At 67.5% G+C, this 23759-nt stretch carries 17 protein-coding genes; 12 read left to right on the forward strand and 5 right to left on the reverse strand.

All coding sequences use genetic code 11. The features are described 5' to 3' along the window. Nucleotides 1-25 precede the first annotated feature (25 nt). From GGR40_RS14110 to GGR40_RS14135, 6 genes are read left to right on the forward strand one after another with little or no spacing between them, the layout of a single operon-like run. The gene (locus tag GGR40_RS14110) at nucleotides 26-385 is read left to right on the forward strand and encodes a hypothetical protein (RefSeq protein ID WP_429276888.1); all 360 of its coding nucleotides are present in this window, start codon (nucleotides 26-28) and stop codon (nucleotides 383-385) included. Further along, nucleotides 385-1149, forward strand: coding sequence for a cellulose synthase operon protein YhjQ/BcsQ (locus tag GGR40_RS14115; RefSeq protein WP_429276889.1), 765 nt, complete (start codon nucleotides 385-387; stop codon nucleotides 1147-1149). Before GGR40_RS14110 ends, GGR40_RS14115 begins: the two co-directional genes overlap by 1 nt. Then, the gene (bcsA, locus tag GGR40_RS14120; RefSeq protein ID WP_429277018.1) at nucleotides 1146-5621 is read left to right on the forward strand and encodes a UDP-forming cellulose synthase catalytic subunit; all 4476 of its coding nucleotides are present in this window, start codon (nucleotides 1146-1148) and stop codon (nucleotides 5619-5621) included. The genes GGR40_RS14115 and bcsA overlap by 4 nt, the downstream gene beginning before the upstream one ends. After that, a complete protein-coding gene (locus GGR40_RS14125) occupies nucleotides 5618-9127 on the forward strand; it encodes a cellulose biosynthesis protein BcsC (protein ID WP_429276890.1) in 3510 nt (1169 codons plus the stop codon). Before bcsA ends, GGR40_RS14125 begins: the two co-directional genes overlap by 4 nt. Beyond that, entirely contained in the window at nucleotides 9124-9585 is a 462-nt protein-coding gene (gene bcsD, locus GGR40_RS14130; protein ID WP_429276891.1) for a cellulose biosynthesis protein BcsD, read from the forward strand. The genes GGR40_RS14125 and bcsD overlap by 4 nt, the downstream gene beginning before the upstream one ends. Next, nucleotides 9575-10606, forward strand: coding sequence for a glycosyl hydrolase family 8 (locus GGR40_RS14135; RefSeq protein WP_429276892.1), 1032 nt, complete (start codon nucleotides 9575-9577; stop codon nucleotides 10604-10606). Before bcsD ends, GGR40_RS14135 begins: the two co-directional genes overlap by 11 nt. On the opposite strand, the gene GGR40_RS14140 is transcribed toward GGR40_RS14135, so the two are convergent. After that, nucleotides 10603-11868: an MFS transporter gene (locus GGR40_RS14140; RefSeq protein WP_429276893.1), complete on the reverse strand. Its 1266-nt coding sequence runs from the start codon at nucleotides 11866-11868 to the stop codon at nucleotides 10603-10605. The two genes, GGR40_RS14135 and GGR40_RS14140, sit on opposite strands and share 4 nt — an antisense overlap. 94 nt (nucleotides 11869-11962) lie before the next feature. Then, nucleotides 11963-12334 carry a copper homeostasis periplasmic binding protein CopC gene (copC, locus tag GGR40_RS14145; RefSeq protein WP_429276894.1) on the reverse strand — a complete coding sequence of 124 codons (372 nt, stop codon included), beginning with the start codon at nucleotides 12332-12334 and terminating at the stop codon, nucleotides 11963-11965. A gap of 176 nt (nucleotides 12335-12510) precedes the next feature. Here copC and GGR40_RS14150 point away from each other — a divergent pair, with 176 nt between their 5' ends. The 6 genes from GGR40_RS14150 to GGR40_RS14175 all read left to right on the forward strand — a co-directional run bounded on the left by GGR40_RS14150 (nucleotide 12511) and on the right by GGR40_RS14175 (nucleotide 17382). After that, complete coding sequence (locus GGR40_RS14150) at nucleotides 12511-12801, forward strand: hypothetical protein (RefSeq protein ID WP_429276895.1); 291 nt, start codon at nucleotides 12511-12513, stop codon at nucleotides 12799-12801. A gap of 2 nt (nucleotides 12802-12803) precedes the next feature. Continuing rightward, nucleotides 12804-13244, forward strand: a complete 441-nt coding sequence (locus GGR40_RS14155) for a periplasmic heavy metal sensor (protein ID WP_429276896.1) — start codon at nucleotides 12804-12806, stop codon at nucleotides 13242-13244. 7 nt (nucleotides 13245-13251) lie between these two features. Next, complete coding sequence (locus tag GGR40_RS14160; RefSeq protein WP_429276897.1) at nucleotides 13252-13827, forward strand: RNA polymerase sigma factor; 576 nt, start codon at nucleotides 13252-13254, stop codon at nucleotides 13825-13827. Nucleotides 13828-13852: 25 nt separating this feature from the next. Then, nucleotides 13853-15676, forward strand: coding sequence for a copper resistance system multicopper oxidase (locus GGR40_RS14165; RefSeq protein ID WP_429276898.1), 1824 nt, complete (start codon nucleotides 13853-13855; stop codon nucleotides 15674-15676). Beyond that, nucleotides 15676-16551 (forward strand): copper resistance protein B, encoded by an 876-nt coding sequence (locus tag GGR40_RS14170; protein ID WP_429276899.1) that lies wholly within the window; start codon nucleotides 15676-15678, stop codon nucleotides 16549-16551. Before GGR40_RS14165 ends, GGR40_RS14170 begins: the two co-directional genes overlap by 1 nt. 81 nt (nucleotides 16552-16632) lie before the next feature. Then, complete coding sequence (locus tag GGR40_RS14175; RefSeq protein WP_429276900.1) at nucleotides 16633-17382, forward strand: DUF2334 domain-containing protein; 750 nt, start codon at nucleotides 16633-16635, stop codon at nucleotides 17380-17382. 165 nt (nucleotides 17383-17547) lie between these two features. On the opposite strand, the gene GGR40_RS14180 is transcribed toward GGR40_RS14175, so the two are convergent. The 3 genes from GGR40_RS14180 to GGR40_RS14190 all read right to left on the reverse strand — a co-directional run bounded on the left by GGR40_RS14180 (nucleotide 17548) and on the right by GGR40_RS14190 (nucleotide 23709). Continuing rightward, nucleotides 17548-20532 (reverse strand): TonB-dependent receptor domain-containing protein, encoded by a 2985-nt coding sequence (locus tag GGR40_RS14180; protein ID WP_429276901.1) that lies wholly within the window; start codon nucleotides 20530-20532, stop codon nucleotides 17548-17550. A gap of 568 nt (nucleotides 20533-21100) precedes the next feature. Further along, entirely contained in the window at nucleotides 21101-22804 is a 1704-nt protein-coding gene (locus GGR40_RS14185) for an amidohydrolase (protein ID WP_429276902.1), read from the reverse strand. Next, nucleotides 22801-23709, reverse strand: a complete 909-nt coding sequence (locus GGR40_RS14190; RefSeq protein ID WP_429276903.1) for an NAD(P)-dependent oxidoreductase — start codon at nucleotides 23707-23709, stop codon at nucleotides 22801-22803. The genes GGR40_RS14185 and GGR40_RS14190 overlap by 4 nt, the downstream gene beginning before the upstream one ends. Nucleotides 23710-23759 lie beyond the last annotated feature (50 nt).

A 23759-nucleotide genomic window follows, 5' to 3' on the forward strand; every position in this document is an offset into this window, starting at 1 on the left:
TTTAGGTGTTCATACAGGGGTTCTTATGCGCATCGACGCCAGAAATCTGCTCGACCGTCTTGGCAAGAACGATTTTGCCTACAAGGAATTCGAGGACCGGTTCACGGAACTCGAACTCTGGCCGATTCTGGAAGCCCTGCTGCGCGATCCACGTCTGCAGGCGATCGACCAGGCCGAGCCGAGCATCGCCTCCGCCCCCGAGGCCACGCCCACCGAAGTGGTGGAGACGTATTCGGGCGAGAGCCTGAGTTCCCTGTTCAGCCGCTACGGCAACGGCGCGCCTTCGGGCACGCCTTCGGACCGGCGCAGCGGCGCTCACCAGCAGCAGGACGTGCGCGCGATGCTGCGGCACCTGTCCGACCTCGGTTCGCAGGGGAAGATCTGATGCCCGTCATCGTCACGCACAGCCTCAAGGGCGGGGCCGGAACCACCTTCACCGCCGCGCACATCGCCATGGCCCTGTCCGAAGCGGGTGCCGACGTCACCGTGCTGACCACGGCCTACCGCGACACGATGCCGCTGCACTTCGGCCTGCAGCCCGCGATGTCGCTGCCCTCGCTGTTCGCCCCTGCCGAAGATGCGGTTCTGGTCGCGGGCATCGACCTGCGCAGCCTGACCACCGCGCCCGAGGACAACGACTTCGTGCCCGCCCTGCGCGACCTGGGCTTTCTGGAGACGGGGCAGGACAAGGTCATGGTGATCGACGTGCCTTCCGCCGACTTCGCCTTTGCCCGCCGCGTGATCCCGCACGCCAGCGCGTCGGTATGCGTGCTCAACGCCGCGCCTGACATGCTGGCGCTGATGCCGCAGGTGCTGGACGAAAGCAGCCCCGAAGCGATCGCCGCGACCAGCTTCGTCATCAACGCGCTGGACGAGACGCGTCGCCTGTCACGCCATTCCGCGGCGTTCATCCGCGAACTGGTTGGCGCGCGCCTGCTGGGCCGCATCCGTCTGGACGAATCGGTGCCCGAAGCGATCGCGATGCTGCAGCCGCTGGCCAAGTACGCGCCGACCAGCGCTGCGCTGGCCGATGCCAAGGCCGTCGGCGCCGCGCTGGTGCCCGCGCTGGAAACGCCGGGCCGCCCGTGGGTGGCGCGCGGCACCCCGGCTTCACCTGCATCCTCCAAGTCGTCGAGCCGCGCTGCATGATCGAGAGGCTGACCGCCCGCGTGCTGGACAACCGGCTCGCCCGCTATGCCGCCGTGGCGGTGGTCGTCGGCATCGCTGCCGTGGTGATCGGCGTCCCGCTGGACGGCACCGCGCAGTGGGTCTGCGCTGGCGTCACGATGGCGGGCGCACTGGTGATGCGCCGGATCAAGGGCCGCATGGGCGCGGTGGCGCTGGGCATCCTGGCGGTGCTGGTGTCCACCCGCTACCTGTTCTGGCGCACCACGCAGACGCTGGAGTTCAACACCCCGCTGGAACTGCTGTTCGGCGGCGTGCTGTATATTGCCGAGCTTTACGCGTGGATCATCCTGCTGCTGGGATTCCTGCAGACCACCTGGCCGCTCGACCGCCCGGTGATCGAGCCGGAAGGCGAGCCGGACATCTGGCCCACCGTCGACATCTACATCCCGACCTACAATGAAAGCCTTGAGATCGTGCGCAACACGGTCTTCGCGGCGATGGACCTCGATTATCCGGTGGACCGCTACAAGGTCTTCATCCTCGATGACGGCAAGCGCGCAGAATTCCGCGCTTTCGCCAAGGAAGCGGGCTGCGGCTACATCACCCGCGACAACAACCTGCACGCCAAGGCGGGCAACCTGAACGCAGCGATGAAGAAGACCGACGGCGAACTGATCGCCATCTTCGACTGCGACCACGTTCCGACCCGCGCCTTCCTTCAGCTGACCGTCGGCTGGTTCCAGCAGGATCCCCGGCTCGCGCTGCTGCAGACCCCGCACCACATGTATTCGCCCGATCCGGTCCAGCGCAATCTGGCCCAGACAATGGGCGATATGCCGGGTGAGGGCGATCTGTTCTATGGCCCGGTGCAGGGCGGCAACGACTTGTGGAACGCCACCTTCTTCTGCGGTTCGTGCGCGATCATCCGCCGCGAGGCGCTGATGGAGACGAATGGCTTCGCGGGCGAGACCGTGACCGAGGACGCGCATACCGCACTGAAGCTGCAGCGCACCGGCTGGAACACCGCGTACATCTCCGCGCGCCTGTCTGCGGGTCTTGCGACCGAGCGACTGGTGCTTCACGTCGGCCAGCGCATCCGCTGGGCGCGCGGCATGACGCAGATCCTGCGCATCGACAATCCGCTGCTGGGACGCGGCCTGACCTGGCAGCAGCGCCTCTGCTACCTGAACGCGATGATGCACTTTCAGTATCCGCTGCCGCGCATCGTGTTCCTGACCAGCCCGCTGGCCTACCTGATCTTCGGGCAGAACATCATCCAGGCCTCGGCCTCGCTGATCTTCGCTTATGCACTGCCGCACCTGTTCTGCTCTTCCGTGGCGAACGAGAAGACGCAAGGGGGCTGGCGCCGCCCGTACTGGGGCGAAGTGTACGAGACGATCCTGGCGTTCCACCTCGTCAAGCCCACCGTCATGACGTGGTTCCAGCCGCGCAAGGGCAAGTTCAACGTGACCGACAAGGGCTCGCTGCTGGACCAGACCTATTTCGACTGGGCGATCGTCAAGCCGCACCTGATCTGCATCGGGCTGGTCATGGCCGGCATCACCATGGCGGTCGTGAAGTGGGCGTTCTTCCCCTACATGTTCAACATCCAGACCGATACGCTGGTGCTGAACGTGGCGTGGGCGTCGTTCTCCCTTGCGATCCTGCTGGCCGCCGTGTCCGTGGCGCGTGAAACCCGGCAGGAACGCGTGGATATCCGCATTCCGGTGCAGCTGCCGGTAACGGCCTACCTCGCTTCGGGCCACACCGTGCCGGCGGAAACGATCGACATCTCAATGGGCGGCGCCGCGCTGGCCCTGCCCGAGGAACTGCCGACCAAGGACCGCACCGTGCGCCACATCACCATGGCGATGGGCGACGAAGTGCTGTCGATCCCCGTCACCACGATGCGCACCAATGCGACCGATGCCTTCGTGCGCTTTGAAAAGCTGGACATTCTTGCCGGGCGCCATCTGGTGCGCGCGGTCATGGGGCGCGCCGATGCGTGGCAGCCCTGGGGGCCACCCGCCATGGTCGGCACGGCCCGTTCCTTCGTCGATATTCTCCGGGTGGACATGGTAACCTTGAAGCGAATGCTGCGTCTGAACTTCGCCGAACGCCGTCAGATGAAGGCCGCCAACGCCGCCAAGCGCGCCGCTCTCGCCAAGGCCGCGCAGGAGGCCGAAGCCAAGGGGCAGAAGGGCAAGAACCTGCCGCTGGCCAAGGCCGCGATGCTGGCGGGCGCCGTGGCGCTGGGCGCGGCTGGCCTGTTCTTCGGCACGTCCGAGGTTCATGCGCAGCCGACTGCCCGGGCCACCGAAACTGCCGCCTCCGCCGCCAACCCCGCCGCCGCGCCCGGCGGCATGGCGGAACGCCTGACGCTCAAGGATCTGCGCGTCACTCAGCCGATCCGCCTGCGCGGCACGCAGGGCGAAATGGGCATCCCCTTCGGCATGCGTCAGGACCGCGTCGCCACCGCCGCCGTGCTGCGCCTGCAGATGGCATGGTCGCCGGCGATGCTTGACGATCTCAGCCAGCTAGTGGTCATCGTCAACGGCGAAGTCGCCCAGACGGTGCCGCTGACCCGCGCCAATGCCGCCGGGCAGGTGCTGGAAGTCCCGGTCAATCCCGCGCTGCTGCTGCCGGGCGACAACCAGCTCAACCTGCGCCTGATCGGCCACTACGCGCGCGATTGCGAAGATCCGTTCCACTCCTCGCTGTGGGCGAACATCTCCAACACGCGGTCGTGGTTCGAGTTCAGCTATCAGCCGCTGCCGTACAGCCCCGACCTGTCGCGCCTGCCGCTGCCGTTCTTCGACAAGGGCCAGAACGTGCCACTGCGCATGCCCTTCGTCTTCGCCGGTCAGCCGCGCGCAGGCGAACTGCAGGCCGCCGCTGCCACGGCAAGCTGGCTGGGGTCGCTCGCCAGCTATCGCGGCTTCACCTTCCAGCCGGTGGTCGGTTCGATCCCGCGCGGCAATGCCGTGGTGTTCCTGAAGGGCGGCCAGTCCATTCCCGGTCTGGACGTCGCTCCTGCCAGCGGGCCTGCCGCGGCCGCCGTGCGCAACCCCAACGATCCGAATGGCACGCTGCTGGTGATCCTGGGTCGCAACGACGAAGACCTGCGCATCGCCGCGTCCGCCGTGGCGCTGGGTCGCGGTGTGTTCGGCGGCCAGCGCATGAGCTTCGACGGCGTGCGCATCCCGGCATGGCCGCGTTACGGTGCCGTGCGCTGGCTGACCACGGACAAGCCGGTGGAACTCGGCTCGATCATGCAGCCTTATCAGCTGCAGGGCATGGGCCTGCCACCCGGCCCGCTGACTACGCAGTTCCGCGTTGCCCCCGACCTGTTCTTCTGGCCCCGCGAAGGCGGCAAGCTGAACCTCGGCTACCGCTACCCGGTGGCGCAGTGGCTGGACCGCCGCGCCTCGCGCCTCGACGTGTCGATCAACGGCCAGTACCTCAAGACGCTGCCGCTGGGCGCCGCGTGGTGGAGCGAACTGTTCGGGGCCAAGGGCGCCAAGAGCGTGGATTCCAACGCCAGCGTGATCCTGCCGCGCTACAACCTGTTCGGCCAGAACGCGCTGACCTACGACTACAACCTCATCATCGCCGACAAGAAGAAGTGCACCGGCACCCTGCCTGAGAACGTGCGCGTCTCGATCGATCCCAAGAGCACGATCGACCTGACCAGCGCCTACCACGCGATCATGATGCCCGATCTGGCGACGTTCGCAGGCGCCGGGTTCCCCTTCACCGCCAGCCCCGACCTGTCGCAGACCACCGTCGTCGTCGCGCCCAACCCGTCGCTGGCGTCGGTGCAGGCGTTCCTGACGCTGATGGGCCGCTTCGGCGATTCGACCGGCGTTCCGGTGACGGCTGTGACGGTGACCTCCACCATCGACGGCGGGGCGCTGGAAAACCAGGACGTGCTGGTCATCGGCGGCACGGCGCTGGCAGAGGCGGACATGTTCGCCGATGCGCCTGTCCGCTCGCAGAACGGTCGCCTGCGCGTGGCCGAGCGGTCGGCAATGCAGTACGTCACCGCATTGTTCGGCGGATCGCAGGAGAACGACCCGATGGCCGCCGCGCCGGTGGTCTACAATGCGCAAGGGTTCTCCGGCATCGTCAGCTTCCGTTCGCCCTATGCCTCGGACCGCACGGTGGTGGCGCTTTTGTCGGATGACGGCGCCGCACTGCCCGCGCTGGTCGACGGCATGGCCGACGTGAAGATCAACGCATCCATCCAGGGCGACCTTGCCGTGACCCGCGGCGACGGCATGACCAGCTTCGCGCTGTCAGACCGCTACTGGGTCGGGTCGCTGCCGATCTGGATGAAGCTGGCCTACTACGTCAGCCAGCGCCCGATGATGCTGGGCGTGTTCACCCTGTTGCTGGCGCTGCTGCTGGCAGGCCCCGCCTATCTCTTCTTCCGCCGACAGGCCCAAAAGCGCCTTTCCCGCCAAGACGCCCGCCAGGACGACCATGCATGACGATTAAGCGTACCTCCAAGTTCGGTGTCGCGCTGCTGCTGTCCACCGCCGTCGCCATGCCGACGGTCGTGGCGGCGCAGAGCGCGGGCGTCGAGGCGCTGGTGAAGCAGGCGCAATACTGGCGCGGCAAGGGACGCGAGGATCTGGCCCAGCAGGCGTTGAAGCGTGCCCGCGCGCTCGATCCGAATAACCCCGCGCTCAAAGCGCCTGCGCCAGCGCCGAAGCCTGCTGCCCGTCCTGCGCCCAAGCCGGTGGCCGCAAAGCCCCAGCCTGCGCCCAAGCCCGCCGCCGCCCCGGCCCGCCAGCCCGCCGCTGCAAAGCCCGCGCCCGTTACCGCCGCCGCGCCCGTATCCGCTGCCGATCGCGCGGGGCGTGCCCGCGTTTCGGGCTTCGATGCGCTGAACGACGGCAACCTTGCCTCTGCCGCGTCGCAGTTCCAGCGCGCGCTGTCCGTCAACCGGCGCGATCCCGATGCGCTGGGCGGCCTTGGGCTGGTGCGTCTGCGCGAAGGGCAGTTCGCCGAAGCGGCCAGCCTGCTGGAACAGGCGTCCGCCAGCGGCAAGGCCAGCCAGTGGGCAGAGGGTCTGGCATCGGCCCGTTTCTTCGCGGGCGTGGACGAGGCCAAGGGCCTGATCGCCCAGAACCGCCTTGCCGATGCGCAGAGCCGTGCCGAACAGCTGGTCCGTTCGGGCTACAAGGAACCGGCGCCCGCGCTGGAACTGCTGGCGGACGTCTACGAACGGCAGGGCCGCTATGCCGACGCCGCCGACCTCTACCGGCAGGCCGCGCAGGACGGTTCCGCCGCCGACGACAAGCGCCTGCAGCTGCGCGCCGCACGAGGCCGGGCGCTTGCCGCCGCAGAGCGGGGCGACGATTTCGGCGCCGTGCGTGAATTCCAGCAGGGCATCGTGCTGGACCCGAACGATCCGTGGATCCGCTATGAGTTCGCGCAGTTCCAGATCGAACGGGGCCGCGTGCCCGAAGCGGAATCGCTGATCCGTTCGCTGGCCAGCAGCGGCAACGCCGATTCGCTTTATGCAGCGGCCCTCCTCAACAACGATCTGGGCCGGTCGAGCGAGGCCGACCGCCTGATCTCGATGATCCCCGAAACGCAGCGCACCGCGCCGATGCGCAACCTGGCGCTGAGCGTGAAGACGGACGCCGCGATCGCCCGCGCCAAGGCGATGGCCGCTAGCGGGCAGGGCGCGCAGGCCGTCGGCGCGCTGCGCCAGCTGGGCGCGATGGCCTCCATCCCCGCAGGCAAGCAGGCGGCCGTCGCCAACGCGCTGTTCGATCTTGGCGATGCGCAGGGTGCAGCGGAAGTCGCCGCCAACGCCGCGTCGGGCCGGATCGACAATATCGCCGACTACGAAGGGCTGATCGGCGTGCTTACCCGCACCGGGCGCAGCGACCTTGCCCAGCAGGCGCTGCAGCGCGCCTCGCAGCTGGCGGGCAGCAGCGCGGACGGCCAGAAGGCCTATGCCCGCATCAGCGCCGGCATGATGGTGGGACAGGCGGACGAGGCGCGCACGTCCGGGCGCTATGCCGAGAGCTTCGACATCCTGCAGCAGGCCTATGCCGCCGCGCCCGACAATACCGAGATCCTGTCCGGCCTTGCCCGGCTGTACCAGACCGGCGCAATGCCTGCGAAGGCGGCGCAGACGTACCAGCTGGTGCTGGCACGGAAGCCCAACGACAAGGACGCCCTGCTGGGCCTTGCCGACACCGCGCAGGGGGCAGGCGACCAAGACTTGTCCGAACAGGCGCAGAAGCAGGTGCTGCGCCTCTACGGTCAGGATTACCAGGTGCGCATGGCGCTGGCCAATGTGGAGCGGGCACGCGGCAACGACCGCGCCGCCGTGGCGATGCTGAAGGACGCCCGCGCCCTCTACGCCCGCCAGAGCGGCGGCGTGGCGATGGGCGGCAATCCCTTTGCCGGGATGAGCGCGCCGGGCGGTGGCGGCAGCGCCAATCCATTCCGAAATCAGGTGCAGGCGGCCCCGCAGCAGGTGAACCCCTTCGCGCTGGGCGGCGGCACGCGCATTCCGGCGGCCTATCCGCAGCAGCAGGCCAGCTATGGCTACGCCGCTCCGCAGCAGATGGGCGGCTTCGGTGCCGTGCCCGCCGGTCTTGGCGGAGCAGGTGTAGGCGCGCCGGGTCTGGCTACTGGCCAGAGCGGCTTCGGCGGCTATGCCGGGGCACAGGCACCGCAGGCGAACTATACCGCGCCCGACCGCTATTCCTCGCCTGTCGGCACCCCCGCGCCGGAAGCGGCATGGGGCACCCCCGCGGACGCGCCGGGCTATGGTGGGCCGCAGGTTCCGGTCGCCTATGCGGGCGACCCGGTGATGACGCAGATCCAGTCGCAGATCGACCAACTGGCGCAGGACACCGGGCCGCGCGTCGATGTCCAGACCGGCTATCGTGGCCGCTCGGGCGAGACGGGCCTGTCCAAGCTGGACGAGATCAAGGGTTCGGCCAAGTTCTCCACCGGCGCCGCCGGGGGCCGCGTGTTCGCCAGGGCCGAAGCCGTGGTGATCGACGCGGGCCGCCCGACCGGCTCGGGCCTCGCCCGCTTCGGTCGTAATGCTACGCCCGAGGCGCAGGCCATCGTCGCGGCGCAGCCCTCCGCGCTGGTCAATGCCGATACCCAGAACGGTTCGGGCGTTGCGCTGTCGGCAGGCTACGAGAGCGACGTTGTCCAGATCGAGGGCGGCACCACCCCGATCGGCATGGGCAAGACCAAGTTCGCGGGCCGCGCCGCCGTCACCCCGAAGCTGGGGCAGAACGTGCGCGCCACGGCCTTCGTCGAGCAGAAGCCGGTGACCGATTCGATCATCTCCTACGCTGGCACCCGTGACCCCGTGACGGGCGAGCGCTGGGGTCAGGTGATGCGCACGGCAGGCGGCCTTGGCCTCAGCTATGACGAGAACGGTTCGGGCGTCTACGGCGAGGCGCGCTACTACCGCCTGCGCGGTGAGAACGTGGCCGACAACAACGGTTTCGAGGCCAACGTCGGCGGCTATCTGGAAGCGTACAAGGGCCGCAATTCGCGCGTCACCGTGGGCCTCAACGTCAATTACCAGGCCTACGACAAGAGCCAGAACTACTTCACCTATGGCAACGGCGGCTATTTCAGCCCGCAGAACTTCATCTCGGTCGGCTTCCCGGTGAACTACACCATGCAGGACGAACGCTGGGACGTGGCGGCATCCTTCACGCCCGGCTTCCAGAGCTACAAGGAGGACCAGAGCGTCCTCTACCCGACCGATCCCGCCGCGCAGGCCGAACTGGACGCGCTCAAGGCGCAGGACAACGACGTGCGTTCGTACTTCGACAGCCTGAGCAAGACCGGCTTCGCGCTCTCGGCGCAGGGATCTTTGTATTACAAGATAACCCCCAACACCCGCATCGGCGGCGAACTGGGTTACAACACTTTCGGCAGTTATGACGAGTTCCGCTCCATCCTCGGGGTGCGGCAGAGCTTCGGGAGCACCGGTAAATGAAGATGCAGGCTTTCCCCAACCCCCGCAGCGGGCCATCGGATTATGCCGTTGGCGGTCTGGCGCTGCTGGCGATCTCCACCGCCACCGAAGTGGCAGAGGGCATTCCGGACGAACAGGCGCACGGCTTCTTCGTCGCCATCGGCCGCCGCATGGCCGCGCTGGAGCCGCTGGACGGGGTGAACGACGCGTCGGTCCTGTGCGCGCGGATCAACGCCTTCTGGCAGGCGCTGGACTGGGGTGAGATCGAACTGGCCGTGGGCCGCGATGCCATCGTCGTGCGCCACCGCGACCTGCCGACCGAGATCGCCCCGGACCGTGCGGGCCACTGGGCGCGCATGCTGCTGGGCGTACTGGAAGGCGCCTACGACAGCTGGTTCCGCGTGCTGGGCAGCGGGCCGGTCCTGCGCACAACTGCGGAATGGAAGGGGGACACCCTGGAACTTCGCCATGGCCGCTGAAACCCTGTTCCGGCCCCGCGTCGATCGTCGCACATTCTCGCTGGGGGCGCTCATGGCCTTCACTGCCGCCTGCAATACCGCACCCAGTCAGGGCCGTGCCCAACAGGTCAGCGACCCGCTGTGGGTCCAGTGGCGCGACCGCTTCGTGGCGCCCGAGGGCCGCGTGGTGGACACCGGCAACGGCCGCATCAGCCACTCCGAAGGGCAAAGCTACGGCATGATCCTGGCCCTGCGCGCGGGCGACCGCGAGGCTTTCGAGCGCATCGCCAAGTGGACGCAGGATACGCTGGGCCGGGAAGACATGGCGCTGCATGCCTGGCGCTACGATCCGACGGCGGCGGTGCCCGTTTCCGACCCCAACAACGCCACGGACGGCGATCTGGTGATCGCCTGGGCGCTGGCGCTGGCAGGGCAGCGGTGGAAACGCTCCGAGTGGACCGACCGCGCGCGCGAAGTGCGCAAGGCCGTGCGCGAGCACTGCGTGATCCAGCGCTTCGGGCGCGAACTGCTGCTGCCGGGCATCGTCGGCTTTGCCGAAGCCGCGCAGGTGACGCTCAACCCGTCCTACTTCGTGTGGCCCGCGCTGGACCAGTTCGCCAAGGCGGACGGCGCGGCGACATGGGGCACGGTAATCCGGGACAGCGAGGCGATTCTGTCGCTATCCCGGTTTGGTCAGCATTCTCTGCCTGCCGACTGGATCGCGGTGACCGGCTATAACGCGGTCGCCCCGGCAGTCGGCAAGCCGCCGCGCTTCGGCTACGACGCGATCCGCGTGCCGCTGTATGCCGCAGTCGGCGGGCGCGCCGCGCTGGTGCAGCCGGTGGCGGACTGGTGGCGGTCGCGCGTGGCGCAGCACCGCTCGATCCCGGCATGGGTGGACGTGGTGACCGGCGAGGAGGCGAACTATGCGTTGTCCAGCGGCGGCGCGGCCATTGCGGCGAGGCTGATCGGCTCGACCCCGCCGGCTGCGTTGGACAGCGATTACTTCAGCGCATCGCTGCAGATGCTGGCGCGGCTCTAGGCCGCTGCTTCAAGCCGGTCGGCGCGCACTGCCATCAGCCCGAACAGGCTGAGCAGTGCGGCACCGGAAATGTAGAGGCCCACGAACAGCACGCCGCCGCTGTCGGCAAGCCCCTGCGCCACCGCAGGGGCGAAGCCGCCGCCGATGATGCCGCCCACGTTGAAGGCGATCGACGATCCGGTGTAGCGCACCCGCGCCGGGAACAGCCGGGGCAGCAGTTCGGCGATCGGGCCATAGACCAGACCCATGGTGAACAGCGCCACGCACAGGAACACGCCGATCACGAACAGCGATCCGGCGGAGAACATCAGCCCCATCACCGTGCCCAGCACCACCGCGCAGAAGCATCCGAACATCAGCACCGAACGGGACGAGCGCTTGTCTGCGGCATAGCCCGCGACGACGATGCCCACTGCCATGAACAGGATGGCGAACAGTTGCAGCCCAAGGAACTGCTGGCGTCCATAGCCCAGCGTCGCGGTGCCGTATCCCAGCGCGAAGGTGGTCGCCAGATAGTAGAGCGCGAAGCAGGCGATCACCGCGAACGTCCCGGCCAGCGTCTCGCGCATATGAGTGCGGAACAGTTCGACGATGGGGATGGCGCGGTGGGCATCGTCCTCGCGCGTGAAGACCGGGCTTTCGGCAAGGCGGAAGCGGATCCACAGGCCAAGGCCCACCAGCACTGCGCTCAGCAGGAACGGGATGCGCCAGCCCCAGGCGGCGAACTGCGCCTCGCTCAGCATCGTGCTGATGACCAGGAACAGCCCGTTCGCCGCGAAGAAGCCCACCGGCGCGCCCAGTTGGGGGAACATGCCGAAGCGCGCCTCGTAGCCCTTGGGCGCGCTTTCCACGGCCAGCAGCGCCGCGCCGCCCCATTCGCCGCCAAGGCCCAGCCCCTGGCAGAAGCGCATCAGGCACAGCAGCGCAGGGGCAAGCCAGCCCGCGCTTTCGTATGTCGGCAGCACCCCGATCAGCACCGTCGCCCCGCCCATCAGCAGCAGCGAGGCGACCAGCGTGGACTTGCGGCCCACGCGGTCACCGAAATGGCCAAACAGCGTTGCGCCCACAGGCCGCGCGATGAAGGCGATGGCAAAGCTGGCGTAAGCGGCCAGATGCTGCACCGTGGTCGATTCCGCCGGGAAGAACAGCGGCCCGAACACCAGCGCGGCGGCAGTGGCGTAGATGTAGAAGTCGTAGAACTCCACCGCAGTGCCCACGAGGCTCGCGGTGAGTACGCGGGCGTTCTGGCGATAGACGTTCATGCGCGGTGATCCCTTGTCATCCATGCGCCCTAACGCCGTGGGACACGGATGACGAGAGGTGAATGGGCGCTGTCGCGCAATTATCTGTCGTTTGTCATTTCACCGTGAAGGCGTAGCTGCCCTCCACGCGGTGCTGGTCGGCCCCGGCGGCGTGCCATGCCAGGCGATAGGTTCCCGTCGGCAGCGCGCGTGGCAGGGCAGCGGTCAGCGCTTTGCCTTTCGCCTGCGCGGTAAAGCCCCTGATCGGCATCGGCTGGTGGTTTGCCATGCCGGGCATCCCGGTCATCACCAGGTCGATGCCCGATAGCGGGCCGACCACGTCTTCCGAGAAGTTCAGCGCGATCCTCTCCGGCTTGCTCACCGTGGCCCCGGCTGCGGGGTTGGCGCTGACGAGCGCGGCATGGGCCAATGCCGTGCCGGGAAGGGCGGCGGCAGCAACGGCGAGGGGGAACACGATGCGGCGCATGGGCGAAAAACTCCGTTCGGGGGCAGGCAGCTGGCTTGCCGGGATTGTCTGCACCTCATACGCAGGACAGGCAGCCATCCCTTGGCCAACCGCGATGTTTTTTGCGGGGCAGGGCAAGGGATGCCACGATCCCCATGCGTATGAAGGCCATACGGATGGCGCTTTGGACGAAACCTATGACCGATCTTGACGACAAGCTGGCGCTGCTGCGGGGTGAACCTGCACCTGTGGCCCTGAGCGCGATGGGCGGGGCGGTGATCGCGGGCGTCGTCGCCGGGCAGGAGCGTCGGCGGGGACGGCGTGCCCTGGCGCTGGCCTGCGGCGTCGCGGCAGTGGTGGGGCTGTGGGGCGGCATCGCCGGTCCCCAGCGCGCCGCCGCCAGCGACATGCGCCATGAGGTTTCCGGTCATGACGATGCGCTGCTGGGCCTGCCCGCCGCTGCGCCCTCGCACCTGCTGGCGTCCTGAGCATGCGCGGTGCCCTGCGCTATGTGCTGGTCGCGGTGCTGGCATTTCTGGTGGCGCTGGGCGCGCTGTGGCTGGGGCAGCGGATGCGCGGGGACCAGCGGCAGGAAAGCCGCATCCACGCCGTGCTTCATGGCGAACTGGACCTCGATCCCGCGCAGCGCCAGCAGATAGACGCGCTGGAGGAGGGCTTCACCGACCGTCGCGCCCGGCTGGAGGGTGAACTCCGGGCCGCCAATGCCGGTCTTGCCGCCGCCATCACGCGCGAACATGCCTATGGCCCGGCGGTGGAAAAGGCGGTCGATCGTTCGCACGGGGCGATGGGCGAATTGCAGAAGGCGACACTGCAGCACGTCTTCGCGATGCGCGCAGTACTGCGGCCCCACCAGACCGCACGGTTCGACAAGGCCGTGGCAGAGGCGTTGACGTCCCCGCCGCAGGACTGAGCTGCCGATGACCGCCGCTCCCCGGCAATCCAACACACATGAAGACGACGCGCGCGCCGTGGCACTGGCGCTGGCGGGCGATCATTCGGGCCACGAAGCGCTGATGGCGGCGCATCGCGGTGCTGTGTTCCGCATGGCGCACGGCTACACGGGAAGCGAGGCGGATGCGCTGGACGTCACGCAGGATGCCTTCGTCGCCGCGTTCCTGGGGCTGCACCGCTACGATCCGGCGCGCCCGTTCCGTGCATGGGTGCTGCGCGTGGCGCTCAACAAGTGCCGGGACTGGACGCGGCGGCGCGCGGTGCGGCGGCTGTTCGCCTTTGCGCTGCCCATCGAACATGCGGCGCAGGTGCCCGATACGCAGCCCGATCCCGAAGCGGCGCTGGCCTCGCGGCAGGAAGTCGCCCGCATCCATGCCGCCGTGGCTGCGCTGCCCGATGCCTTGAAGGAGCCGCTGCTGCTCTGCGCGATGGAGGGGGTGGCGCAGGAGCAGGCCGCCACGATCCTGGGGATCAGCCGCAAGGCGGTAGAAACGCGCCTGTACCGCGCCCGGCAGAAATTGTCGCATCTGGTCGAGGGATAGCGCCGCGCCCGCCGTATAAGGGGGCATGACTTCGCCCGATTACGCCCGCCTGCCTCTGGATCGCCGCAGCCTGCTTGCCATGGGTGGAGCGCTGACAGGCGTGGGGGCACTGGGCGCAATGCCAGCTTGGGCGCGCAGCGGCACGGCTGGGACGGAAACGGGGGGGATGGGGCACGCCGGCACCGGCTTTGGCGTGCTGTCCGGGAACGCCATCGCGCTTGAGATCGCTGACAGCCACTTTGCCACCGGGGGCCGTTCCGCCCACGCGGTGACCGTCAACGGCACGTTGCCCGCGCCGCTGCTGCGCCTGCGCGAAGGGCAGACCGTGCGGATCGCCGTCACCAACCGCCTGAAGGAGCAGACCTCGATCCACTGGCACGGGCTGCTGGTGCCGTTCCAGATGGACGGGGTGCCGGGCATCAGCTTTCCCGGCATCGATCCCGGCGAGACGTTCGTCTACGAGTTCCCGCTGCGGCATTCGGGCACGTTCTGGTACCATTCGCATTCCAACATGCAGGAAGGGATGGGCCTGTTCGGCCCCATCGTCATCGATCCTGCCATCATGGATTCCGGGGGCCATGATCCGCTGGCTGTCGCGCGCGAACATGTGCTGGTGCTCAGCGACTGGAGCCCGCTGCATCCGCACGAACAGATGCGCCGCCTCAAGATGATGAGCGGCTATTTCAACCGCCAGAAGCAGGATCTGGCCGGACTGCTGGCGGACAAGGACCAGTCGCTGGCCGATCGCCTTGCCTGGGGCCGGATGCGGATGGACGCCACCGACATTTCGGACGTTACGGGGACGACCTATAGCTACCTGATAAACGGCCACGGCACGGCGGAGAACTGGACCGGGCTGTTCGCTCCGGGTGAGAAGGTTCGGCTGCGCGTCATCAACGCATCGTCGATGACCAACTTCAATTTCCGCATCCCCGGCCTGCCGCTGACCGTGGTCGCGGCGGACGGCAACCCGGTGCAGCCGGTCGAGACCGACGAAGTGCAGATCGCCATCGCCGAGACGTATGACTTCATCGTCGATCCTGGCACGGCGCAAAGCCATGCCATCATAGCCGAGGCGCTGGACCGTTCGGGGCAGGTCCGCGCCACGCTGGCGCAGCGCATGGGGCTTGTCGCCGCCGTGCCGCCGATCCGCCGCCGCCCGGTGCTGACCATGCGCGACATGGGAATGGACATGAGCGGCATGGACATGGGTCATGATGGAGAGATCGACCTGTCGAAGCCCGCCAGCGAAAGCATGGCCGGCCATTCGATGAAGATGCGCGACCCCGCAGTGGCGCCGGGGGTGAAGATGGGGCCGGGGGTCGCCATGCTTTCACCCATGCCGGTCGATCGGCTGGCGGACCGACCCACCGGACTGGAAGATGTCGGGCACCGCGTTCTGACATATGCCGACCTGCGTTCGCGCGATCCCAACCCGGACCCGCGTGTGCCCACCCGCCGGATCGAGGTGCATCTGACCGCCAACATGGAACGCTACATGTGGTCGATGGACGGCACCGCCATGTCCGAGAACCCCGCGCCCATCCCCTTCCGGCTGGGCGAGCGGGTGCGCGTGACGCTGGTCAACGACACGATGATGCCGCACCCGATCCACCTGCACGGCCACTTCTTCGAACTGGTCCACGGCGCGCCGGGGCACCGGCCCCGCAAGCACACCGTCAACGTCCTGCCGGGCGGCAAGGTCGCTTTCGACCTGACGGCGGATGCAGAGGGCGACTGGGCGTTTCACTGCCACATGCTGCTGCACATGCACGCGGGGATGATGCGGGTGGTCACCGTGCGCCGGGACGATCAGGGCGCGAACGGGCGGCAGGAGGAGCAGGGCTGATGTCGCTGCGCCGCGCCGTCCTGCCGATCCTGCTTGCCGCCGCGCCCGTCCCGGCGTGGAGCCAGGATCATGCGCATATGGACCATTCGGGCCATGCCATGACCCCGCTGGTGGAGGATACTGCCGCTGCCGATGAGCCCGGTGACGCTCCGCCGCCGCCGGTCCCGGACGATCACCCCGCCGACCGCTTCTTCCCGCCTGATCGCATGGCCGCCGCCCGGCGCGGCATGATCGACGAGATGCGCTTTTCCACGTTCGCGTTGCAGGTGGACCGGCTGGAGTACCGCGCCGCGAACGGGAAGGACGGCGTCGGCTGGGAAGGACAGGCTTGGTACGGCGGCGACATCGATCGCGTGGTGCTGGCCGGCGAAGGCGAAGGCAGTTTCGGTGAACGGGCCGGGCGCATCGAACTGAACGCCTACTGGCGCCACGCACTGGACCCCTGGTTCAACCTGCAACTGGGTGTGCGGCACGATTTCCGCCCCGACCCGCAGCGCACCTACGCGCTGGTCGGCATCGAGGGGCTGGCACCGTACTGGTTCGACGTTTCGGCCCAGCTGCTGGTGTCGGACAAGGGCGACGTCCACGCGCGCGGCAAGGCGGGATACCGGCAGCGGATCACCCGCACGCTGGCGATCGAGCCGGAGGCCGAAGTCGACTTCGCGTTTCAGGACGTGCCTGCGCTGACCGTGGGCGCCGGGTTCGAGCGGCTCGAACTGGGCGCGCGGCTGCGTTACGACCGCAACCGTTCGCTTGCGCCTTATGTGGGGATGCATTGGGAGCGTCGGCTGGCCGGCACCGCCCGGTTGGCGCGCGTGGCGGGGGAAGAGGTGTCCGGCCTATCCGCCGTGCTGGGGGTGCAGGCGATGTTCTGATGGCAGAGCGTCGCGATACCGTCGCAAGGCGCGCCTAGGAAGCCCGCTCCACCTCCACGCGATCTTGCCGGAACCGGATCGATGACAGCTTCCCGTCCCCCGCGCCTGCTTGCCTCCATCCATGACGTCGCCCCCTGTTTCGAGGGGCAGGTGGATCGGCTGGTGGACGGGATGGAGGCGCGGCTCGGCCCGGCGCGCCATGCGATGCTGGTGGTGCCGGACCATTGGGCACGCGCGCCGCTGACCGGCGCGGCGGCCTTCCGGACCCGCCTGCGCGGCTGGTCGGACAGCGGCGTGGAGATGTTCGTCCACGGCTGGTATCACCGTGACGATGCCCGCCATGACGGCACCGCCGGCTTCAAGGCCCGCCACATGACCGCCGGCGAGGGTGAGTTTCTGGGCCTGTCCCATGCCGAGGCCCTGCGCCGGATGCGGGATGGGAAGGCGCTGATCGAAGACGTCATCGGCAGGCCCGCCGCCGGCTTCATCGCTCCGGCATGGCTTTATGGCCCCGGCGCGATGCAGGCGCTTGCGGAATGCGGCTTCCCGCTGGCCGAGGATCATTTCCGCGTCTGGAAGCCCGGCCATGAAAACCGGCCGCTGGCGCGCGGGCCGGTGGTAACCTGGGCCTCGCGCAGCACCATGCGCACCGCGTCGTCGCTGGCCTTTGCCGCCGTGGCCCGGCCGCTGCTGCAACCGCTGCGCACCTTGCGGCTGGCGGTTCACCCCGGAGACGTCACGAAGCCGAGCATCGTCGCCAGCATCGATGCCACCTTGCGCGCGTTCACCCGCCGCCATGTGCCCGGACGCTACGCCGACCTGCTGAAATAAGTTTGGGAAATGTGCGGGAGCAGGGTCTTGGCCCTGCACGCAGCCAATGCCTGCGAAGTTGCGAAGCGGGGCCAGGAACAAGGGACACCCATCCCAGGCCCCGCTTCGCGTTCCCGCCGGTCCTGTGTTCAGGATGCGGCGGGAACGGTCACCTCGGTATATGCCTTAGAAGTCGACCTTGGCGCCGACACGCAGGTAACGGCCCATGAACAGGCGGTCCTGCCAGGCAGGGTTGAACTGATACAGGCCATAGCCGGCGTTCGGATCGTAGTGCGGCTTGCCGTCAAGCACGTTCAGGACGTCGAAGTAGAGCTTGAACTGTTCCGCCACCTTCACTTCGCCGTGAGCGTCGAGGTCGAAGGTGCCCTTGGCGTGGCACTGCACCGGATCGCCGTTGTCGTAAGTCAGCAACTGACCGGCAGCCGCGCTGGCTTCGCAGTCCTTGTAGACGCCGCCGGCATCCGCCGAAGTCGACGAATAGCCGCTGGTGTAGTTGGCGGTCAGGGTCAGGCTGGCCTTCTGGTTGAAGTCCACCGTGTTCTGCCAGGTCAGGCGGAAACGCGGAGCGCCCGAGCACGAGGTCAGGTTGCAGCCGCCCAGCGAGCCGTCATAACGCCAGATCGTGGTGCTGCCGTCGTCTTCCTGGTTCTCCTGCTGGAGGCGGATCAGGTACGAGGCGTTCGCCTTGGTCTGGAACGTGATCTTGTCGTTCAGGTAGAACCGCGCATCGGCCGAGAAGTCGATGCCCGAACCCATCATCGCGTTCTGGTTTCTGAACGAGCTGATCACCTGGCCCAGCAGCGGCAGCGCATTCGGGTTCTGCGGATCGGGCTGGCCCGGCAGGACGACGACGCCCGGAATGTTCACGACGCCGTTGTTGGCATAGTACTGCTCGATCGCAGAGCCGATGCCGACCGACGTGATCAGGTTCTTGATCCGGGTGTGCCAGTAATCCAGCGTCAACGTGATGTCGCGCGTCGGCTGCAGCACCGCGCCCAGCGTGTACGAGGTCGACTTTTCCGCCTTCAGGTCAGGATTGCCCGAATTGGTCGAGCCCGGCGAATAGCCGCCCGCGTAGTAGGCGGTGTTGCTCTTGTGCGCATCGCAGAACGCCGCGTAGAGCGCCTGCGAACAGACGATCTGCGAGTTCTGGTAGCCGGTTGCGGGCAGCTGGAACGATTCGTTCAGGTTCGGGGCACGGAAGCCCTTCGAGAACGTGCCGCGCAGCTTCAGCTGGTCCACCGGCTTGAACTCGGCCTCGAACTTGGGAGAGAAGTTCTTCTGGCCGGTCGAGTAGTGGTCGTACGAACCGTCGAACTTGACGCGGAACTGGTCCACGATCGGCACCGAGATTTCGTAGGACGCCGACCAGATGTCGCGGTTGCCCTTCACGCCCACGGCGTTGATGCCGTAGTAGCGCGCATAAGGATTGTCGTTGTTCGGCGCGTTCGAGCTGGGGTTGTTGATCGATTCGTAGCGGTACTGGCCCGCGACGGCGACGTTGACCATGCCGCCCGGCAGTTCGAACACGTCCTTGCTGAGCGTGCCGATGACCTGCGCCAGCTTCGACGTGGCGCGCTTGTTCTGGTCGGGGAAGATCTGCTGGCGGGCTTCTGCCGAATTCGCCGACTGGTCGACGAAGTTGTAGGTGCCCTGGGCGATGGCGTCAGCCAGGCCCTGCAGGTAGATGTAGCCGGTGTTCCGGACGTCCAGCGTGACTTCCGAAGCCGTCGCGCCGACCGAGTAGTTCCAGCCATCGCCGAAGCTGCCGTTGATGCCGGCGGCGATGCGGTAGGTCTTGGCATCGGTGTAGGTGCGGCGCGGCTGGTCGGGCATGCCGCTCAGGCGGGCCAGCTGGCCCTGCGCGGCATAGGGGTTGTTCGGGTTGAGCGTGCCGTTGGACGCATTGCAGCCCGTCGCCAGCAGGTTGCCGCCGACCACCGAAGCGGTGCCGGTGGGGCAGACGTAGACCGGCAGGAAGACGTTGGTCGCGGTGATCTGGTTGCCGCCGGCAGCCGTCTGGCCCGCCCACGACGAGTTCACGGACTCGTTCGCGGTCTTCACGTTGTAGTAGTTGAGCGCGATGAAGGCTTCGGCATTGTCGCCGACCTTTACGGTGCCGCGCAGCGACGCGCCCTTGCGGGTGGTGGCCGCCGTGTACATGCTGTAGTCGTTCACCAGATCCTGCTGGCAGACCACCGACGGGGCGTTGGGAACGCCGTTGTTGGCGTTCGCAGTGCCGGCCTGCTGGGCGGGCGTCAGCGCCTGCGCGGTCAGGCTGCCGCAGCCTGCGGCCGCATTCAGCAGCTGGTACGAGCCGTTGTAGAGGATGCCCGGCGTCGCGCCCGTGCTGTAGACCGGAACGTAGTTGCCGTTGGCATCGATCGTGGTCTGGGCGGACTGGGCGAAGTTGACGGTGGTCGACTGGAAGCCGTTGTAGCTGCCATCGGCCTGGATGCCGTTGCGGACCGAGTTGGTCAGGCAGCCCTGTTCGGCGGTGCCGCAGACCGAGCTCTGGTCGGCAGTGCCGGGCAGGCCGCCGCGGTCGCGCAGGTACAGCGAGTCGTTATGCTGGTACTCGGCGCTGGCGTAGATGTTGAAGCCCTGCTCGTTCAGGTCGCCATAGCCGTACGTGGCGTTGATGCGCTGCTCGCCGCCGTCACCGCGCTGCGAGATGCCCAGCGATCCGTCAAGGTGCAGGCACTGGACCTGGCGCTTGGTGATGACGTTGACCACACCGGCGATCGCGTCGGAGCCGTAAGTCGCGGACGCGCCGTCGAACAGCGTCAGGGTATAGGCGTTGTTGAAGCCGCGCAGCGACGGCGCGGTGGCGCCGGTGGTGAAGCCGTTGGCCGACCAGCTGGCGGGAATCGTGCCGGCATTGTTGGCGGTCAGCGTCTGCAGCGCGTCGGAAACGGTGGTGATGCCGCGCTTGGTCAGGTCTTCGGCGGTCACCGAGACGACCGGCGAGGCGGTGGCGGCAGCCGGGTTGCGCGTGATCGACCCGGTGACGACGATGGTGCTTTCCTCACCGGCATCGTCTGCGGCCTGGGGGGCGGCGTCCTGCGCATAGGCGGTTCCGCACAGCAGCGCGAACGCGGTCAGGCTGGTGGCGCCGCGCAGCAGGGCCTTCTGGGGGGATGTCTTCAAGTCTACGTTCCTTGTCCATTACCCCTGCCGGCCGCGTGACCGGATTCGGCAGAAGTGCGGCCCTCGCCGCTCAGTGAGCGCGCGCATCGCCGCTCATGGGCGCGTCCTTGCGCCCGTGGTCCGGAACTTTCAAAGTGCATTTCTGGTTAGTTGCAAATTGCTTCAGAAATGTTGCTATATTGCAACGCTGGCATCGCGTGCAACCGGCATGATGCTGCCAGTTTCCGTCTATGACCCTCACAATGAGCATTATTTTCTGAAGGACTGCAGCTGGATCAGAGCAATATTCAGAAACATACCGCCTAGCGAAGCAATAGTAGCAGCAACAAATATGGGTCCAACTTTGCCGTGACCGAAATAAGGCCATGTCTGAGAAGGGGACAACTAATCGTATCGCTGCCAGGTACGGTACCTGCATACGCAGCGGACGAAAGTCCATTTCATGACTGTTGTACTGACAGAAATCCCCGCCGTTGCGGGGTTGTTGTCAGACGGCCGAAGCACCTGATTTGGCTCGATCTCTCAATCGCTGCGCCGGACGGTGCGTCGGCCTTTCGGAATGGCGGGGCTACCGCCGGACGCCGGCCTTGCCGCCGTCCTGCGCCGCCGACCATGCCAGCTTGCCGCCGATCCATGTTTCCAGCACATGCGTGCCGCGCAGGGCCTGCGGGTCTGCCGTCATCGGATCCTGATCGACGAACAGGAAGTCGGCGCGCATGCCCTTCGCGAGGCGGCCCAGCCGGTCCTCGGCGAACAGCGAATAGGCGGCACCGGTGGTGTAGGCGCCCAGTGCGGCTTCGCGGGTGAGGATTTCCTGCGGTTGCCAGCCGCCGATGGGCTGCCCATCGCCGCCGGTGCGGGTGATCGCCACTGCCAGCCCCTCGAACGGACGGGCAGGCTCAACCGGGGTGTCGGAGCCGAATGCCAGTTTCGCGCCGGTGGCTGCGATGGACTTCCACGCATAGGCACCGGCGATCCGCTGCGGACCCAGCCGCGCTTCGGCCATGACCCGGTCGGAGGCTTCGTGCTGCGGCTGCATGCTGGCGATCACGCCGTTGCGGCCGAAACGCGGAATGTCGGCGGGATCGACCACCTGCGCATGTTCGATGCGCCAGCGCCGGTCGCCCTTGTAGGTCTGCGAAAGTTCCTCGATCGAATCGAGCACGGTGGCGTTCGCCTCGTCGCCGATGGCGTGGACTGCCACCTGGAACCCGTCCATCGCGGCGCGGCTCATCAGGTTGCCCAACTGCGTCTGGCTCATCTGCGGCAAGCCCTTCGTGGCGGTATCGTCCGCATAGGGCGCCTTCAGCCATGCCCCGCGCGATCCCAGCGCGCCGTCGAGGTACAGCTTGACGCCGTTCATCTTGAGCCGGTCATCGTCGATCCACGGCGTGGGGCGCGGCCCGCCGATCAGCGTCATCGCCTCGATCCCGCCGGCATAGGCGACGATCCGCATCCGCAGCTGGTGCTTGTCCGAGGCGCGGCGGAAGGTCTGCCAGTCCTCTATAGAGGTGCCCATGTCGGCCACGGTGGTGACGCCCGCCGCCAGGAACTGCAGCTGCGCTTCTCCGAACGCGGTGTCAGCGTCTTCGGGGCGGGGCTTGGGGCGCTTCTTCTCGACCAGCGCGGTGGCGGCGTCGATCAGCACGCCTTCGGGCGCCTTCGACCCGGCAACGCGCAGCACTTCGCCGCCCGCAGGGTTGGATGTCGCTGCAGTGATGCCGGCGGCGGAGAGCGCGGCGGAGTTCGCCCAGCCCGCGTGCCCGTCGATGCGGGTGAGCCACGCAGGCTTGCCGCCGGTCACCTTGTCCAGTTCGGCAGCTGTGGGCATGCGGTCCAGCCCCCAGCTGGCCTGGTTCCAGCCGCCGCCCAGAATCCACGGCGCTTCCGGATGCGCTGCCGTCCACGCGGCGATCCGCGACAGCGCCTCGTCCAGAGACTTCGCCATCGACAGGTCCAGCGTCATCCGCGCAAAGCCGGTCGCCATGACGTGGCCATGCGCGTCGATCATGCCGGGCACGACTATGCGGCCCTTGCCGTCGACCTTGTAGTCCACCTTCTTGGGCCGTTTGTCGCCCTTGTGGAACACCTGCGATACCTTGCCGTCGGGATCGATCAGGAAGCCCTCGAACCGGTCCACCCCGCCGTTGCCGTCAGGCGTGATGCCTTCGACGTTGTCCACCAGCACGTCGGCCAGCGCCGGAGTCGACAGAGCCGGGATCAGTGCGGTCCCGGAAAGCAGCGCAAGGGCTGCCGCAGATATGGATTTCACGAATTGCCCTTCTTCGGCAGCCGCTTGATGATGGCGCTGGTATCCAGCCGCCCGCCGCCCTGTGCCTGAATTTCGGAAAAGAACTGGTCCACCAGCGCGGCGATCGGCAGAGAGACGCCCAGACCGCGCCCCTCCTCAAGGCTGAGGCCCAGATCCTTGCGCATCCAGTCGATCGCGAGGCCGAAGTCGAATTCTCCGGCGTCCATCGTCTTCCAGCGGTTGTCCATCTGCCACGACTGCGCGGCCCCGCCGGAAATCGCCTCGTAGACCTTATCCATGTCGAGGTGCGATGCCTGCGCGAAGCGCACCGCTTCGGCCAGTGCGGCGACGTTGCCGGCGATGCAGATCTGGTTGGCCATCTTGGCGATCTGCCCCGAGCCCGCCTTGCCGACGTGTACGATGCGGCTGGAATAGCTTTCCATGATCGGGCGCGCGGCTTCCAGCGCGTCGTCCCGGCCACCGCACATCAGCGTCAGCGTGCCGTTTTCCGCGCCGATCTGCGATCCGGTCATCGGCGCATCGACGCAGTGAATCTTGAGGTCGCGCGCCTCTACCGAGATCTGGCGGGCGATGCGGGCCGAGACCGTGGTGTGATCGATGAACACGCCGCCGCGCTTCAGCATGCGGAACACGCCGTTGGGGCCGAGCACGACGTCGGACAAGTCGTCGTCGTTGCCCACGCAGGTGATCACCACGTCGGCATCCTGCGCTGCATGGGCCGGATTGGCGGCGATGCGGTGAGTGAGGCCCGGGTTCGCGTCGCGCCACTTGCGCGAGCGTTCGGGCGTGCGGTTGTAGATCGTCAGTTCGTGCCCGGCTTCGGCGATGTGCCGCGCAATCGCGCCGCCCATCGTGCCAAGGCCGATCATCGAGACTTTGCGGGGCGTGGCGGTCTGTTCGGTCATGCGCCCGTACTTAGCGCCTTTTGCTCAAAAGCAAACCGGCTGAAAAGCGA

This window comes from Novosphingobium gossypii (assembly GCF_050433305.1).
Taxonomy (GTDB): Bacteria; Pseudomonadota; Alphaproteobacteria; order Sphingomonadales; family Sphingomonadaceae; genus Novosphingobium; species Novosphingobium gossypii.

Bases quoted from the DNA above. Each gene is read 5' to 3' on its own strand.
- GGR40_RS14110 (WP_429276888.1), top strand. From the start codon at position 26: ATGCGCATCGACGCCAGAAATCTGCTCGACCGTCTTGGCAAGAACGAT.
- GGR40_RS14175 (WP_429276900.1), top strand. From the start codon at position 16,633: ATGACAGCTTCCCGTCCCCCGCGCCTGCTTGCCTCCATCCATGACGTC.
- GGR40_RS14150 (WP_429276895.1), top strand. From the start codon at position 12,511: ATGACCGATCTTGACGACAAGCTGGCGCTGCTGCGGGGTGAACCTGCA.
- GGR40_RS14140 (WP_429276893.1), bottom strand. From the start codon at position 11,868: ATGAACGTCTATCGCCAGAACGCCCGCGTACTCACCGCGAGCCTCGTG.
- GGR40_RS14170 (WP_429276899.1), top strand. From the start codon at position 15,676: ATGTCGCTGCGCCGCGCCGTCCTGCCGATCCTGCTTGCCGCCGCGCCC.
- GGR40_RS14135 (WP_429276892.1), top strand. From the start codon at position 9,575: ATGGCCGCTGAAACCCTGTTCCGGCCCCGCGTCGATCGTCGCACATTC.
- bcsD (WP_429276891.1), top strand. From the start codon at position 9,124: ATGAAGATGCAGGCTTTCCCCAACCCCCGCAGCGGGCCATCGGATTAT.
- GGR40_RS14115 (WP_429276889.1), top strand. From the start codon at position 385: ATGCCCGTCATCGTCACGCACAGCCTCAAGGGCGGGGCCGGAACCACC.
- GGR40_RS14125 (WP_429276890.1), top strand. From the start codon at position 5,618: ATGACGATTAAGCGTACCTCCAAGTTCGGTGTCGCGCTGCTGCTGTCC.
- GGR40_RS14165 (WP_429276898.1), top strand. From the start codon at position 13,853: ATGACTTCGCCCGATTACGCCCGCCTGCCTCTGGATCGCCGCAGCCTG.
- GGR40_RS14190 (WP_429276903.1), bottom strand. From the start codon at position 23,709: ATGACCGAACAGACCGCCACGCCCCGCAAAGTCTCGATGATCGGCCTT.
- bcsA (WP_429277018.1), top strand. From the start codon at position 1,146: ATGATCGAGAGGCTGACCGCCCGCGTGCTGGACAACCGGCTCGCCCGC.
- GGR40_RS14160 (WP_429276897.1), top strand. From the start codon at position 13,252: ATGACCGCCGCTCCCCGGCAATCCAACACACATGAAGACGACGCGCGC.
- copC (WP_429276894.1), bottom strand. From the start codon at position 12,334: ATGCGCCGCATCGTGTTCCCCCTCGCCGTTGCTGCCGCCGCCCTTCCC.
- GGR40_RS14155 (WP_429276896.1), top strand. From the start codon at position 12,804: ATGCGCGGTGCCCTGCGCTATGTGCTGGTCGCGGTGCTGGCATTTCTG.